The following is a 15,019-nucleotide window of genomic DNA, read 5'->3' as shown; positions in this document are numbered from 1 at the left end:
CTAAACCACTTGCTCAATGAGGAGTTCCCCATGCTTGTCCAGCAGTCTTGCCGATTCATTTTCTTGCTGATCCTGTCCCTGGCCTTTGCCGGTCCGGGTTGGGCGCACTCCGGCTTGAAAGAATATTCTGCCGTAGCCCCTGATGGCGTCGTCCTGGCCATTCAGGAGGCGGGCAATCCCGACGGGCCGCCCGTACTGTTCATCCACGGTCTGCTGGGCAGCCACCTGAACTGGGAAGCACAGTTCGCCGATGGCGCACTGGCGAAGTACCGTCTGATTTCTTATGATCTGCGCGGGCACGGTAAATCGGACAAGCCAGCAACCGAGAATGCATACCGGGATGGACGCATCTGGGCCGCAGACCTGGCAGCGGTGATTCAGGCGGCCCATGCAAAGGGGGCGATCCTGGTCGGATGGTCGCTGGGAGGCGTGGTCATCTCGAATTATCTGGCTGCCTACGGCGATGCAAGCATTCGCGGTGCCGTCTACGTCGACGGTGTGGTGGAGTTGAACGCCGAGCAGATCACCTCACATCCGCAGGTGTACAAGGACATGATCTCGGCGGACCTGAAGACACATCTGGACGGCGAGCGTGCCTTCCTCGCACTGTGCTTCAACAGCAAGCCCGATGAGGCCACGTTCTCCCGGCTGCTGGCCAATGCCGCCATGGCGTCATGGCCGATGCAGAAGGCAGTGCAGTCCATGAGCGTGTTTGCTGAGCAGGGCCTCAGCCGTGCCAGGATTCCGCTGCTGTTCCTCTACGGCGGCAAAGATGCGCTGGTCAGGACAGAACCGGCGATTGCCCGGGCGCGTCAGCTCAATCCCGCGATTGAAAGCATTGTCTATCCTGATTCCGGACACGCACCATTCATCGAGGAACCGATCCGCTTCAATGCGGACCTGGCTGCCTTCCTGAACAAGCATGCTGGTCGCTAACGGGATATCGCGGATGATGCTTCCACGGCTGGCTGGCTCGCGAAAAGCTGCAGCAATATGAAATAAAATTCTCGCCAAGCGAGAACTTCCGGGGGCGGAAAGGGCTCTATAGCAGCACTGTCCGGTGCTGCGCCGCTGGCGTCGGTTCCCGATCGTTTTCCTGTCCAACTGAGATCGCGCGCCATGCAACCACAAGAAAACTCATCGCCAGAAGCCCGCTCACCCCAAACTCCAACCCCGGAAATCCCGTCCCCGGAAAATTCTCCATCCCCGGCCGCTGCCGTGCGCAACCCATGGGGCAGTCTGGTGCTGTTCCTCTCGGGGCTGCTGTTCTGGGGGCCAGTGGGGTTGGCGGTCTTGACGATATCCACGGCCAGGTTCGGTGCTTCCGGGATGGGCCCGATGGCCGGCGTCTACCTGATCGGGGCACTGTTCAACTTCGTCCTGTACGCTGCATTTGCCGGCGGCTGTCTGTTGGCGATCTACGCCTGCATTCAGAAGCCCTGGCAGAACAAGCCGGTGTCGATCCTGTTCGTTCTGCAGCTGATCACCCTGGCGGGATTCATCGTCCTGGGTGTGCTGTCCAGCCAGTAGGCCATTGCGCCCTCGCAGAACATAGTCGGGCGTGGAGAGGCAGCGGGCAAGATGAGCTGCACACCAGGCTGGTGCCCCGCAGCCGGATCGGGCGTTATCATGCTCGTTTCCGTCACTCCCGCCTTTGCCAAGGAAGCCCATGCAGCAAGACACGAGCCAGCCCCGTCTCCCCGCCGTCGACGTCGCCACCGCCACGCCGGCCCAAAAGGAAGTCCTGGACGATATCCTGAAGGGCCCGCGCGGCAACCTCGCCGGCCCCTTCCTGTCCTGGATCCACAGTCCCGAACTGGCCCAGCATGCGCAGAAGCTGGGCGCATTCTGCCGCTATCACACGCAGCTGCCCTTGTCCCTGTCGGAACTGGCCATCCTGTGCACCGCCGCCAGGTGGCAAGCCCAGGCCGAATGGCAGATCCACTATCCGATCGGGATCGAAGCGGGACTGGACGCGGCCAACGTCGAACGGATCCGTCGCGGCGAGCGCCCTGACTTCGCTGCGCGTGATGAACAGATGATCTGGGAACTGGTGGAGGAACTCTACGAGACCAAACGCATTTCCGACCCCTTGTACCGGGAAGCCGAACAGCGTTTCGGCATCGAGGTGCTGGTCAATCTCGTGGGTTTGTTGGGTTACTACTCCCTGGTGGCGATGACTCTGAATGTCTTCCATGTGCGCCACGGCGATGGCGCGCTGCCCTTTGCGGAGCAGACCGGTCAAGCTGCGCGATGATCGGAGGGCGGCCCTGGCGGAAATTCAAACATTCCGCCCCCATGTTTGAATCAGGGGATATCCAGCACGATCCGGCCGCGCGCTGCCTTGCCTGACTCCAGCAAGGCATGCGCGCGGGCAGCTTCGGCCAGCGGGAAGCACTGGCCGACCGTCGGCACCCATACGCGTTCCTCTGCCAGCTTCGCCACCGCGCGCAGGCACTCCGGGGCATCATCAATCATCGCGCGGACCACGCGCACCTTGAATTCCTCGCCGCGCTCCCGGATCGGTGATGCAACCAGCCAGACCAGCTGGCCGCCCGGCTTGAGCACCGGATAGGAACGGTCGTGGGTCTCCCCGCCCACCAGGTCGAAGACGACATCCACTCCGCGCAGCGCCGAAAAATCCTCCTTGTCATAGGCGATGACGCCGGTCGCGCCCAGTGCCAGGACGTCGTCCCGGTTGGCGCTGCTGCAGGTCGCCCAGACTTCGGCCCCCAGATGCAGCGCCAGCTGGATCATCAGACTCCCCACTGCACCCGACCCGGCGTGCACCAGTACCTTCATCCCGCTGCGCACCTGCGCCGTCTTGACGATGGGGATCCAGGCACTGGCACCGGGCTGCAACAAGGCGGCTGCCTGCCTGGTCGAGAGCGTGGACGGCTGCCTGACCACGCGCGCGGCCGGCACAACGATGCTGTCGGCGTAGCTGCCCTGGCCGAACATGTCGGCCATCACGCACACGGGCTCACCGACAGGGAGACCCTCTGCCCGCGATTCGACGATCACGCCGGCACCGTCGCGGCCCGGTACCTTGGGCAGCGTCAATGCCAGCTGAGCTTGCAGCAGGCCCGCGCGCAGTTTGGTATCCAGCGGAGCCACGCCCGCCGCGCGCAGGCTGACGCGGACCTGGCCGGGTTCCAGCGGGAACTGCGCAATGGCTTCCAGGGCCATGACATCGGGCGGGCCATACTGGTGATAGCGGATGGCTTGCGTATTCATCGTGTGTCTTTCATGGAGTGCTTGTGAAGATGCCGCATTCCTCCTCGCAGGAGGCCATGCACGGATACTAGAGAGTCGACTCACGGTCGTGCAAATCGGTCCTGCAGATTCAGCCGATCAGCCTTGCTGATGCAAGGCCAGCCTGGCCGAAGTCATTACAGCGCTGTAATGACTCGGCAATCTTTCTGTCTCTACCCGCTTCTTAGAATTCATTCCCGGAAACCACGCGTCCGGGCCAGCCGATGCAGGCCCGCTCCGTCAAGCCGGATGTTGCCGGCAGCCCCGCACAGCGCAAGGCCTTTGACGCGTCGCTGTACGACGGTGCATAATCGCCCCGCTTCTTGCCGGACTGGCTGGTCGCCATCTCTCATTTCCACCATGCGCGCACTGATTCTCCTGCTTGCTTTCCTGTTGCCGATGCAGCTCTCCTGGGCGGCCGTGGCATCGTATTGCCAGGCGGAAAAGGAGAGTACGTCCGCGCACCTGGGACATCACGACCACCCCGCTGCCGAGATGCACGCGCAGGTGAAGTCCTTGGACTCCAAGGACTCCAAGGAATCCAAAGCAGGGGAGCTCGACCTGGATTGTTCCCTCTGCCACTTCTGCGCCATGAAGTCGGTACAGGCCGGCAGCAGGCTCCTCATCGCGCCGCTGGCCACGCGTGTATCCGCCCATTTCAAGCACGTTTCCCATCCTGCCTCCCACATCGCCGACGGGCCCGACAAGCCCAATTGGCTGCTCGCCGCCTGAGTCGGCGAGGACAATCCACACCCATCATCTGCTCTCGCCGAATTCCCTTTCTTATCACAGGAGAATTCGATGTTTCGTCACAGCTTCACGCTGGGGCTGGCGCTGCTTGCGGCCAGTTCCAGCCATGCGCAATCACCCGCGCAATCCAACCCGCAATCCATTCTGCACGCCACGGCATCCGCCCTGGACCGGGAAGCCGGCCCGCTCTCGCTGCAAGCCGCGATCAGCCTGGCCTTTGACCACAACAAGACGCTGGCCGCCGCCCGCAAAGAGATCGAGGCCGTCGAGGCCACGATCCTGCAAGCGGGTGCCCGGCCCAATCCGGAATTCTCGGCGCTGATCGAGGATGTCCGCAAATCCAGCCGCACCACCACCTACCAGATCAATCAAGCCATCGAACTCGGCGGCAAGCGCGGTGCCCGCATCGAGGCCGCGCAGCGTGCCCGCGACATGGCCGTGCTGGAGTACGCCGCCAAACGCAGCGAACTGCGCGCCGCCGTGGTGGCCGCGTATGTCGACGTGATGGTCGCCACCGAGCGGCAGCGTCTTGCCAGCGAACTGCTCGGATTGGCGAAGACCGCGGCCGAGATGACGGGTCGGCGCGTTACGGCAGGCAAGATTTCTCCCGTCGAACAGACCAAGGCGCAGGTGGCGCAGTCCGGCGCGCAACTGGAACTCAGTCAAGCCAACAGCGAGCTGCTCCTCGCACGAAGAACCCTCGCGATGCTGTGGGGTGGTGGCAATGACCGCGTTCAGTTGAGTGAAGGCGGCGTCGAGTCCCTGCCGCCTTTGCCGGCGATTGCACAGCTGACCGAACAGGTCGCCAATGGCCCGGCAGTGCGCCTGGCCCGGCTTGAAGTCGAGCGCCGCCGTGCGCTGGCCCGGATCGAGACCAGCAAGCGCACTCCCGATGTGAGCCTGACCCTGGGCAACAAGCGCGATGAATCCAGTGCCCGCAACATGTGGGTGGTGGGTTTTTCCGTGCCCATCCCGGTCTTCGACAGCAACCAGGGTAATGAGCTGGAAGCCTTGAAGCGCGTCGATATCGCACGCGATACCTTGGCGGTGGCCGAGGTGCAAATGCAGGGCGAGGCCGCACAGGGCTTCGAGCGGTTGCGCAATGCCAGGGAAGAGGCCACGGCCTTGCGCAACGACATCGTTCCGGCCGCGCAATCGGCCTACCAGGCCGCCCGTACCGGATTTGAAGCAGGCAAGTTCGCTTACCTGGACGTCCTTGACGCCCAGCGCACCTATTTCCAGGCCAAGGCACAGTACTGGAAAGCCCTGTCCACCGCCTTCCAGGCCGCCGCCGATCTTGATCGTCTGGCCGGCATCGAGACCCTTCCAGCAGAGTGAGAACAACCATGACAAAGAAGCAGACATTCACCATCGCGGCGATCATCGCCATTGCAGCGCTCGTGTCGGGAATCATCCTGATGAAGGGCAACTCCGCTCAGGGTAGCAACGCCAAGCCGGACGCCCACCAGGAAGATGGCGAGCATCGTGAAGAGGGCGGACACAAGGACAAGAGTGCGCATGATGAGCACAAGGACGACGAGCACAAGGAAGGTGAGCACAAGGAAGAAGGAAAGATCGCCCTGAGCAAGGAGCAGATTGCCGCCGCCGGCATCCGGGTCGACACTGCCGGTCCCCTGCAGATCAGGTCCACCGTGCAGCTGCCGGGCGAGATCCGTTTCAATGAAGATCGCACTGCGCACGTAGTCCCGCAGGTCGCCGGCATCGTCGAATCGGTCTCGGCCAATCTGGGCCAGAAGGTCAAGAAAGGCCAGGTACTGGCGGTCATCAGCAGCAGTGCCGTCTCCGAGCAGCGATCCGACCTGCTCAATGCAGAACAGCGCCTGTCGCTGGCCCGCAGCGCGTATCAGCGCGAGAAGCACCTGTGGGAACAGAAGATTTCGGCCGAACAGGATTATCTGCAAGCACAAGCCGCGCTGCGCGAGGCCGAGGTGGCGGTGCGCAATGCGCAGCAGAAGCTGCGGGCCATCGGTGCCACGGGCACATCGTCCGGCAACCTCAACCGCTATGAAATCCGCGCGCCCTTCGACGGCATCGTGGTCGAGAAACATCTCGGCCTGGGCGAGGCCGTGCGCGAGGATGCCAATACCTTCCTGATCTCCGATCTCTCCAGTGTCTGGGCCGAGATCATCGTCTCGCCCAAGGACATGCAGGTGGTCCGGGTCGGCGAGAAGGTGGTGGTGCGCGCCACCGCCTTCGATGCCAGTGCCGAAGGCAAGATCTCCTACGTCGGCTCCCTGATCGGCGAACAGAGCCGTACGGCCAAGGCCCATGTGGTGTTGCCCAATACCGGTGACCTCTGGCGTCCGGGCCTGTTCGTCAATGTCGAGGTGATCGCCGGCGAGACACAGGTCCCGGTGGCCGTTGCAGCCGATGCCATCCAGACGGTCGAGGGCAAGAACGTGGTGTTCGTCCGTGATGCGGATGGCTTCGTGGTCAGGGAAGTACGCCTGGGACGTTCCGATGGCAAGTCCGTCGAGATTATCTCGGGCCTCGATGCCGGCACCGGCTATGCCGCCACCGGCAGCTTCGCCATCAAGGCTGAACTTGGCAAGGGTTCCGCCGAGCACAGCCACTGACCAGCGCGACTTCAGGAAAGACGACAATCATGTTTGAACGCATCATTCGCTTTGCCATCGAGCATCGATGGCTGGTCCTGCTGGCGGTGCTCGGCATGGGCGCGTACGGGATCTACAGCTACCAGAAGCTGCCCATCGACGCCGTCCCCGACATTACCAACGTGCAGGTGCAGATCAATACCGCCGCGCCCGGCTATTCACCGCTGGAGACCGAACAGCGCATCAGCTATCCGATCGAGACCGTCATGTCGGGACTGCCGCATCTGGAACAGGTGCGCTCGCTCTCGCGCTATGGCCTGTCGCAGGTGACGGTGATTTTCAAGGACGGCACCGACATTTACTTTGCGCGGCAACTGGTCAATGAACGCATCCAGCAGGCCAGAAGCCAGCTGCCCCCCGGCATCGATCCCGGCATGGGGCCGATCTCCACCGGCCTGGGCGAGATCTACCTGTGGACGGTAGAGGCCAGGGAGGATGCGCGCAAGGCCGATGGCACGCCCTATAGCGCCACCGACCTGCGCGAGATCCAGGACTGGGTCATCAAGCCGCAACTGCGCCTGGTGCCGGGCGTCACCGAGATCAACACCATCGGCGGTTTCGCCAGGGAGTATCTGGTAGCACCCTCACCGGAGAAGCTGGCCTCCTACGGCATGACCATGGACACGGTCGTCAAGGCGCTGGAGAAGAACAACAACAACTTCGGTGCCGGCTACATCGAGCGGCGTGGCGAGCAATACCTGATCCGTGCACCGGGCCAGGTGGGTTCCACGGAAGACATCGGCAACATCGTCCTGGCCAACGTGAAGGGCGTGCCGATACGCGTGCGCGATGTGGCCGAGGTGGGGATCGGTCAGGAACTGCGCACCGGTGCCGCCACCGAGAATGGCCGCGAAGTGGTGCTGGGCACCGTGTTCATGCTGATCGGCGAAAACAGCCGCAAGGTCTCGCAGGCGGTGGACAAGAAGATGCGCGAGATCAACCGCACCCTGCCCGAGGGCGTGGAGGCAGTGACCGTGTATGACCGCACCGTACTGGTCGACAAGGCCATCGCCACCGTCAAGAAGAACCTGGTCGAAGGAGCCTTGCTGGTAGTGGCGGTACTGTTCGTCTTCCTCGGCAACATCCGCGCGGCCATCATCACGGCCACCGTGATTCCGCTGGCCATGCTGTTCACCTTCACCGGGATGGTCTCCAACAAGGTGAGTGCCAACCTGCTCAGTCTGGGTGCGCTGGACTTCGGCATCATCATCGACGGCGCGGTGGTGATCGTGGAAAACTGCGTGCGCAGGCTGGCCCATGCGCAGCAGCATCATGGGCGCACGCTCACCCGCAGCGAGCGCTTCCATGAGGTCTTCGCTGCGGCCAAGGAGGCGCGCCGCCCGCTGCTGTTCGGCCAGCTGATCATCATGATCGTGTATCTGCCGATGTTTGCGCTCACCGGCGTCGAGGGCAAGATGTTCACGCCGATGGCCTTTACCGTCGTGGCGGCGCTGGTCGGCGCGATGATCCTGTCGGTCACCTTCATTCCCGCCGCCATCGCGCTCTTCATCGGCGAGCGCGTCGCGGAAAAGGAGAACGTCATGATGGCCTGGGCCAAGCGCCTGTATGAGCCGATGCTCAAGCGCATCATGGACAACAAGGCCGTGGTGCTGACCTTTGCCGGGGCCCTGATCGTGGTGTGCGGTGCAGTGGCTACGCGCCTGGGAACGGAGTTTGTACCAAGTTTGAACGAAGGTGACATGGCGGTGCAGGCGCTGCGCATTCCCGGTACCAGCCTGAGCCAGTCGCTCGAGATGCAAAAGCAGATCGAGCGCACGCTGAAGCAGACATTCCCCGAGATAGAACGCGTGTTCGCCCGCACCGGCACGGCCGAAGTGGCGTCCGATCCGATGCCGCCGAACATCTCGGATGGCTACATCATGCTCAAGCCGCAGGACCAGTGGCCCCAGCCGAGAAAGACGCACGAAGAGTTGCTGGCCGCGATCCAGGCCGAAGTGGAAAAGATCCCGGGCAACAGCTACGAGTTCTCGCAACCCATCCAGCTGCGCTTCAACGAGCTGATCTCGGGCGTGCGCAGTGACGTCGCGGTGAAGGTCTTTGGTGATGACATGAAGGTGCTCAACGAGACGGCGGCCAGGATATCGGCCGTGCTGGAGAAGATCCCCGGTGCCACCGAAGTCAAGATCGAACAGACCACCGGCCTGCCGATGCTGACGGTGGACATCGATCGCCAGAAGACGGCGCGCTATGGACTCAATGTCTCGGACATCCAGGACACCATCGCCACCGCCATCGGCGGCAAGGAAGCCGGGACGCTGTTCCAGGGCGACCGCCGCTTCGCCATCGTGGTGCGCCTGCCTGATCAGGCCCGCACCGATCTGGAGGCGATCCGTCGCCTGCCGGTGGCCTTGCCGCTGCAGGAGGGCGCGCAGCGTACCAGTTACGTTCCGCTGGGTGAGGTCGCCACGCTCAACATCGCGCCGGGTCCCAACCAGATCAGCCGCGAAGATGGCAAGCGCCGCATCGTAGTCAGCGCCAACGTGCGCGGACGGGACCTGGGTGGTTTCGTGGCTGATGCCGAGCGCCAGTTGCAGTCCGAGGTCAGGATTCCGACCGGTTACTGGACCACCTGGGGCGGCCAGTTCGAGAACCTGCAATCGGCCACGCAGCGTCTGCAGATCGTCATTCCCGTGGCCTTGCTGATGGTGTTCGTGCTGTTGTTTGCCATGTTTGGCAACGTCAAGGATGGCTTGCTGGTGTTTACCGGCATTCCGTTTGCACTGACCGGCGGCATTCTCGCGCTGGCCTTGCGCGACATCCCGATGTCGATCTCGGCGGCGGTGGGCTTCATTGCGCTGTCCGGGGTGGCGGTGCTCAACGGGTTGGTGATGATCTCCTTCATCCGCAGTCTGCGCGAGGAGGGGCGGTCGCTGGATGTAGCCATTCACGAGGGGGCCATGACCCGCTTGCGTCCGGTGCTGATGACGGCGCTGGTGGCTTCGCTGGGCTTCGTGCCGATGGCGCTGGCGACCGGGACTGGTGCCGAAGTGCAGCGTCCGCTGGCTACCGTGGTCATCGGCGGCATCCTGTCCTCGACGGCGCTGACCTTGCTGGTGCTGCCGCTGCTGTACCGGCTGGCGCATGCGGGGGATGAAGAGGGCGTGGTGCGCCGGTCTGGATTTTGGCGGAAGAGGAGGGGGGCAGCATGAGGGCGTCAACTCTTCAACAGCAGGAGACGCACTGACGTGAAGGAGGGCCTGCCAGGGGCTCTCCTGTTTTTATCAGGGACTTTGTCCGCTGATGTGACGAAGTCAGATTTTCCGTTGAAACTGGTTTACTCTGTGCGCTGTTTCGATGTTGCCGGATCACGATGGATGTTCAGGGCACTTTTTCTGCAGGTGGGGTGTCGGTGCATGATCGGGAACGCATCGTCAAAATGATTTTCAAGAGGAAATGAATGAACAGAGTATTGCAGTCCATCCACGATAACCTGCCGCAATGGATGGCCGACTGGTTCGACGTGCTCGTGCCGGCGACGGAGGTGGTCCTGATCTTCCTGCTGGCGCTGGCCATCATGCGGGTGGCCCGAAGCGTGATGGCCAGGATCGCGCGGACTTACGGACTGCCGGCCACGGCCGTCATGCTCACGCAGCGGGTACTGGGATTTTTCATCTATGGCGGTGCCATGCTGTGGGCGCTGGAGCGCATGGGCGTGTCCGGAGCGGTGCTGTGGTCGGCGTTCACCGGGTTTGCCGCTGTGGGTGCGGTGGCGTTCTTTGCGGTGTGGAGCGTGTTGTCCAATCTGTTTTGCGCCATCCTGATCTTCACCACCAGCCCGTTCCGCGTGGGGGATCTGATCGAGGTACTGGAGGGCGGCGACAAGCCCGGCGTCAAGGGGCGCGTGCTGGATATCAATCTGGTCTATACCACCTTGCTGGAGGAAGGGCAGGAGCAGGAAGCGAAGACGATTTTGCAGCTGCCCAACAGCATGTTCTTTCAGCGGATTGTGCGGAGGTGGAATGATGAGGGTGGGGTGGAATTTTAGTGGCTCGCGGAAGGGAGTACTGACTGGTTCGCGGGGGCGATCTCTTCCAACCGACCAGTTCGTCAGTCCGGGCTGCTTATCAGAGCTCCCGCACTGCGCAGGTCCCTGAACAGCGACAGCCATTCAAGGAATTCCATATGCTGCAGATACCGAGGTTGCATCAGCACGATGCCAGGCGGCCTCCCCAACAGCGGGGCCAACATAAACGGCAGCCTGGTTATTTCACTTTCCTCACCAGTGTGCGTGCCGGGTGCAGGTAGCTGCCGTCTGCGGAAAGCGGTGCCATATACGTCACCCGCTTCCCGGTCTCTGCATCAATGAGGACGGAATGGCGCTCACCGCGCTTGAACAGGTGTGCTTCCCCCCATTGTCTTAGCGCAACGAGCAATGGAAACAGACTGAGTCCCGCTTCAGTCAGCACGTACTCCTGATAAGACGTCCCGTCGGATGCCGCTTGCGTCTGAAGGATGCCGGCATCCACGAGTTTGCGCAGGCGGTCTGCCAGAATGTTCTTCGATACAGACAGGTTGCGCTGAAAGTCGCCAAACCTGCGTACCCCGTCAAACGCATCCCGCACGATCAGCAGCGCCCATCGGTCCCCCACCACGCTCACGCTGCGTGCGACGGGACAGTATTCTTCATCATGATTCAGTTGAGTCGACATAAGCCTTCCAGCTGGAGTAGTCCGCAATGTGGTTGCATTTTAAAACCATATCCACTAGCATTCAAATGGTTTTAAATTGAAACCAGATTGCTGCCATGGTCCCATCTTCCCCTGCGTTATCCCGCCGCTTGCTGCTTCTGTTTGCGTTGGCCAGTGGCTTGAGCGTAGCCAATGTCTATTACGCCCAGCCTTTGCTGGATGCGTTGTCTCAAGATTTCAGGATCAATCAGTCAGCTGTCGGCGGTGTTGTGACGGCGACCCAGCTCGGCTGTGCGCTGGCCTTGCTCTTTCTGGTTCCATTTGGCGACAAGGTGGCGCGCAAGAAGCTGACTGGCCTTCAGTTGTCCGGTCTGATTTGTGCACTGGTCACGGTGGGACTGGCACGGACTTCTTGTACGCTGTTGGCGGGCATGCTGGCAGTCGGTTTGCTGGGAACGGCAATGACGCAAGGCCTGATTGCTTACGCCGCGAGCGTCGCAAGTGAGAGCGAACGTGGGCGGGTAGTGGGTGCTGCGCAAACTGGCGTGTTCATCGGTTTGCTTTTGTCACGCGTCTTCTCTGGTGCGATCAGCGATGTCACGGGGTGGCGGGGCGTTTACTTCTGTGCGGCCCTCATGATGCTGTTGTTGGCCTGGCCGCTGTGGCGAGGCCTGCCCGCAGTACCGGTGTTCTCGAATGGATTGAGTTATGCAAGGCTCCTTGCGTCGATGTGGTCCTTGCTTCGTCATGACAAGGTACTTCAGGTCCGAGGTGTGCTGGCGATGTTGATGTTCGCCAGCTTCAATATCTTCTGGAGTGCCTTGGTTCTTCCCTTGAGCGCGAGTCCCTATCACTTCTCTCATACCGTGGTTGGTTCTTTTGGTCTGGTTGGCGTCATTGGAGCGCTGGCGGCATCACGCGCTGGAAGATGGGCGGACAAGGGACACGCACAACGCACCAGTGCGGCCGCGCTCTCGCTCTTGCTGTTGGCCTGGTGGCCCTTGTCGCTGATGGATGGGTCGCTGTGGGCCTTGGTGGCCGGCATCATCTTGCTCGACCTGGGCGGGCAGGCGCTGCACGTCACGAACCAGAGCTTGATTCTTCGCAGCAGTCCGGAAGCGCATGGCCGCCTGATCGGCATCTACATGCTCTTTTACGCGGTGGGCAGCGGTCTGGGCGCACTCTCTACTACCGTTGTCTATGCGGCCCAGGGGTGGCGGGGTGTCTGTCTTCTTGGTGCCGCCGTCAGCTTCAGCGCTCTGCTGTTCTGGCGGATCACCTGCAGACTGCGATAGGGCAGGACCCTGTAATCGCGCCAGGCATGATGCGCACCATTGAGGTATCGTTCAGGGCTACGGAGGAGATGGCTCATGGACTTTACCAATATCCTGGAATACAACCACTGGTCGGATCGCCGCATTCTTGACGCGGTCGCGCAACTCACGCAAGAGGAACAACAGCGCGCGTTCGATTTCGCGCGGCAACAGTTGAACCACATGGTGCGTGTTGAGGAATTGTTCCAAGCCAGATTGCGTGGCGTGGCCGATCCGCATGACTCCACCAATACCGAGCACCTGCCTGAACTGGCTGAGCTGGGGGCCAGGCTGATGGCGGCGAACCAGTGGTTGCTGACCTATGCGAAGAGTCTCAGTCCCAGCCAGTTGAAGGAAGATATTTCTTTCACGTTCGTGGATGGGAAGCGCGGAAGACTCAGCCGCGAAGAAGTCATCTTTCACCTCATCAATCACGGCACTTACCATCGCGGGGCGATTGGCCATGCGCTTGATCTGGCCGCGGGGACACGTCCTGCGGATACTTACAACGTGTTCATTCATGCTGCAGAACCCGAGAGAAGGAACTAGCCATGCATCAAAACGCAGTCGTGTTTTGATGCATGGCTGATCTGCTTTGCGCTCCTCTCTTTTCGGTAGTGCGGGTGACCAGGATGCTTCACTTCATCCCCGGTTCCAGGCGATGCCGGGAGAAAAAATCGACAACCAGCCGACTGGCGTCCGGCCCCGCTGCATTGTAGGAGAGGGTGGTGTCCCCTCCGCTCCAGGCGTGTCCGAGTCCCTCGATCAACACTGAGCGGATGATGAGCTTGCGGCCACGCACATAGTCACGGGTTGCAACTATCCTGCGCCGAGGCTGCTTTTTGGAGGTGCGGCCGTAGGGTGTTTCCCGGGCAGGCTGCTCAGTCAGGCCCTGCGTGTGATTGAGTAAAAGAAATTGTTCCAGCAGCTGGCGCTGATTGATGGGCCGAACGATCTTGTCGTCAGTCCCGCCGATGAGGATCGCAGGTAATGCGCCCGTTCGGGGAAAGCGTGTGAGGGCCCGTTTGGCGGCGGCTGAAGCGCGCAGCGATCCGTGCTGCATCACCGAGTACGCTGCGGCGGCATTGCTGCAGACACCCGAAACCGGGGCGGCGTGCAGCGCGACAGCGGCGATGAGTTCGGGATGCGTCAATGCCAGGAGATGTGCCAACGCTGCACCGGCAGAGATACCGCAGACGTAGATGCGTTGCGGGTCGATGGGGTGCGTTTTCAGGATTTCCTGGATCAGGGAGGCCACCAATGCGACGTCACCTTCGCCCTTCTGGGCGTCCGGTGCGTACCATCGCCAGCATCGGTGCGGATGGGCACGCAAGGATTGTTCGGGATACAGGACGGCAAAGCCGTGTTTTGCTGCGTGCGCATTCATCCTGGTCCCTTGCGCAAAGTCGGCAGCGTTTTGTTGGCAGCCGTGGAGCATCACGATCAAGGGCAGCTCTGAAGGAGTGGGCTTGGGCAGGCAGAGGCGATACTGCAGTGAATGGGTGGTGGCGGGGACGTGATGGACTGCGGAGGTGACGGTGACTTCGGATGTGGATGCGCTGGCTCCACGGGGAGCGGTCTTGGGCTTGCGTATGGATGAGGTTTTGCTGCGGGGTGAAGTGGGCGAAAGAAAATCGAGAAATTGTTTGCGCTGTACTTTCCCGGCTTTTTTCATGGCCGATAGCCACAGGCGGCTCAGTTTTTTCATCGGGGTGATGCCGGGTGGATGAAGGGTTTCATTTGACCGTGGTGCCTGCTGGCGGGTTCTCGTGCGAAATACGGAAAGGGCGCAGCGCGCAATGTCCGAAACGACAGTCGGCCAACTGGCCTTTCCGGGCATGGCCTAGCGGCCAGCTGGAACTGCCAGGGGGATCAATTAAGGGCGAATGGGGGGCTTCTTCGTTGCTCAAGGACACGCCGCAGCCATGACTACAGTGAATAAGATGGTCGGGCTATAGCGGTTTAGGTGATTCCATGATGAGCGCAAATAATAAAGTTGCTCGCGTAATTTCCTTTTGGAATCTTCCAGGCGTGCACCGCGCAGTACCCAGAGCTTGATTCGCCGCCAGTCCCAACTAGCCGATAGCAATTAACCAGAATAGATTTTTAAATTCTGACAAAGTGACAGGAAAATCTGCTTCTAATAGAATTGCGGTGAAATATGAATTAAGAAACTTCCCAAAAAATAACAATGTAACGGGGGTTTCGCGACAAAAATTAGATCGATTGGCCTCACTGCATGTGCTAGGGGTAGCACCGAGGCTGATTACGATCACAAAACTCTAATAAGGGGAAGTGATTGGCCAAACATAATAAATTAGGTGTGTTGATTTGCTCGCAGATTTGACCCTCTCCATTTGACCCACCTTCCATCGTCTACCAAAGGCGGCCACACGGTCGTACGACCCTTGATATC

13 protein-coding genes are annotated in these 15,019 nt (G+C 61.1%); 10 read left to right on the top strand and 3 right to left on the bottom strand.

Annotated features, from left to right (window positions below):
* Positions 1-30 precede the first annotated feature (30 nt).
* The 3 genes from J2X56_RS16795 (at position 31) to J2X56_RS16785 (ending at position 2,257) form a co-directional block, all read left to right on the top strand.
* A complete protein-coding gene (locus J2X56_RS16795) occupies positions 31-936 on the top strand; it encodes an alpha/beta hydrolase (RefSeq protein WP_310161042.1) in 906 nt (301 codons plus the stop codon).
* A gap of 282 nt (positions 937-1,218) precedes the next feature.
* Positions 1,219-1,530 carry a hypothetical protein gene (locus J2X56_RS16790; protein ID WP_209569397.1) on the top strand — a complete coding sequence of 104 codons (312 nt, stop codon included), beginning with the start codon at positions 1,219-1,221 and terminating at the stop codon, positions 1,528-1,530.
* 139 nt (positions 1,531-1,669) lie between these two features.
* Positions 1,670-2,257, top strand: a complete 588-nt coding sequence (locus tag J2X56_RS16785; RefSeq protein ID WP_121040862.1) for a carboxymuconolactone decarboxylase family protein — start codon at positions 1,670-1,672, stop codon at positions 2,255-2,257.
* 50 nt (positions 2,258-2,307) lie between these two features.
* Here J2X56_RS16785 and J2X56_RS16780 read toward each other — a convergent pair whose 3' ends face one another.
* Entirely contained in the window at positions 2,308-3,237 is a 930-nt protein-coding gene (locus J2X56_RS16780; RefSeq protein WP_310161036.1) for an NADP-dependent oxidoreductase, read from the bottom strand.
* 378 nt (positions 3,238-3,615) lie between these two features.
* Here J2X56_RS16780 and J2X56_RS16775 point away from each other — a divergent pair, with 378 nt between their 5' ends.
* The 5 genes from J2X56_RS16775 (at position 3,616) to J2X56_RS16755 (ending at position 10,647) form a co-directional block, all read left to right on the top strand.
* Positions 3,616-3,987 carry a cobalt transporter gene (locus J2X56_RS16775; protein ID WP_310161033.1) on the top strand — a complete coding sequence of 124 codons (372 nt, stop codon included), beginning with the start codon at positions 3,616-3,618 and terminating at the stop codon, positions 3,985-3,987.
* A gap of 69 nt (positions 3,988-4,056) precedes the next feature.
* Entirely contained in the window at positions 4,057-5,343 is a 1,287-nt protein-coding gene (locus J2X56_RS16770) for a TolC family protein (protein WP_310161031.1), read from the top strand.
* Between the two features lie 8 nt (positions 5,344-5,351).
* Positions 5,352-6,602 (top strand): efflux RND transporter periplasmic adaptor subunit, encoded by a 1,251-nt coding sequence (locus J2X56_RS16765; protein ID WP_310161029.1) that lies wholly within the window; start codon positions 5,352-5,354, stop codon positions 6,600-6,602.
* Between the two features lie 29 nt (positions 6,603-6,631).
* Positions 6,632-9,811 (top strand): CusA/CzcA family heavy metal efflux RND transporter, encoded by a 3,180-nt coding sequence (locus tag J2X56_RS16760; protein ID WP_310161027.1) that lies wholly within the window; start codon positions 6,632-6,634, stop codon positions 9,809-9,811.
* A 248-nt stretch (positions 9,812-10,059) separates the two neighbouring features.
* Positions 10,060-10,647 (top strand): mechanosensitive ion channel family protein, encoded by a 588-nt coding sequence (locus J2X56_RS16755; protein WP_310161023.1) that lies wholly within the window; start codon positions 10,060-10,062, stop codon positions 10,645-10,647.
* 217 nt (positions 10,648-10,864) lie between these two features.
* On the opposite strand, the gene J2X56_RS16750 is transcribed toward J2X56_RS16755, so the two are convergent.
* Positions 10,865-11,311, bottom strand: a complete 447-nt coding sequence (locus J2X56_RS16750) for a helix-turn-helix domain-containing protein (RefSeq protein WP_310161020.1) — start codon at positions 11,309-11,311, stop codon at positions 10,865-10,867.
* Between the two features lie 95 nt (positions 11,312-11,406).
* On the opposite strand from J2X56_RS16750, the gene J2X56_RS16745 reads away from it, so the two are divergent.
* Both J2X56_RS16745 and J2X56_RS16740 read left to right on the top strand, forming a co-directional pair.
* Positions 11,407-12,585, top strand: coding sequence for an MFS transporter (locus J2X56_RS16745; RefSeq protein ID WP_310161017.1), 1,179 nt, complete (start codon positions 11,407-11,409; stop codon positions 12,583-12,585).
* A 75-nt stretch (positions 12,586-12,660) separates the two neighbouring features.
* A complete protein-coding gene (locus J2X56_RS16740; protein WP_310161014.1) occupies positions 12,661-13,152 on the top strand; it encodes a DinB family protein in 492 nt (163 codons plus the stop codon).
* 88 nt (positions 13,153-13,240) lie between these two features.
* Here the strand turns inward: J2X56_RS16740 and J2X56_RS16735 are convergent, their stop codons facing one another.
* Complete coding sequence (locus J2X56_RS16735; protein WP_310161012.1) at positions 13,241-14,311, bottom strand: PHB depolymerase family esterase; 1,071 nt, start codon at positions 14,309-14,311, stop codon at positions 13,241-13,243.
* Positions 14,312-15,019 lie beyond the last annotated feature (708 nt).

The organism is Herbaspirillum sp. 1173 (genome assembly GCF_031455335.1).
Taxonomy (GTDB): Bacteria; Pseudomonadota; Gammaproteobacteria; order Burkholderiales; family Burkholderiaceae_D; genus Herbaspirillum; species Herbaspirillum huttiense.
The sequence above is the reverse complement of the archived record's forward strand: the minus strand, read 5'-3'. Positions and strand labels throughout refer to the sequence as shown.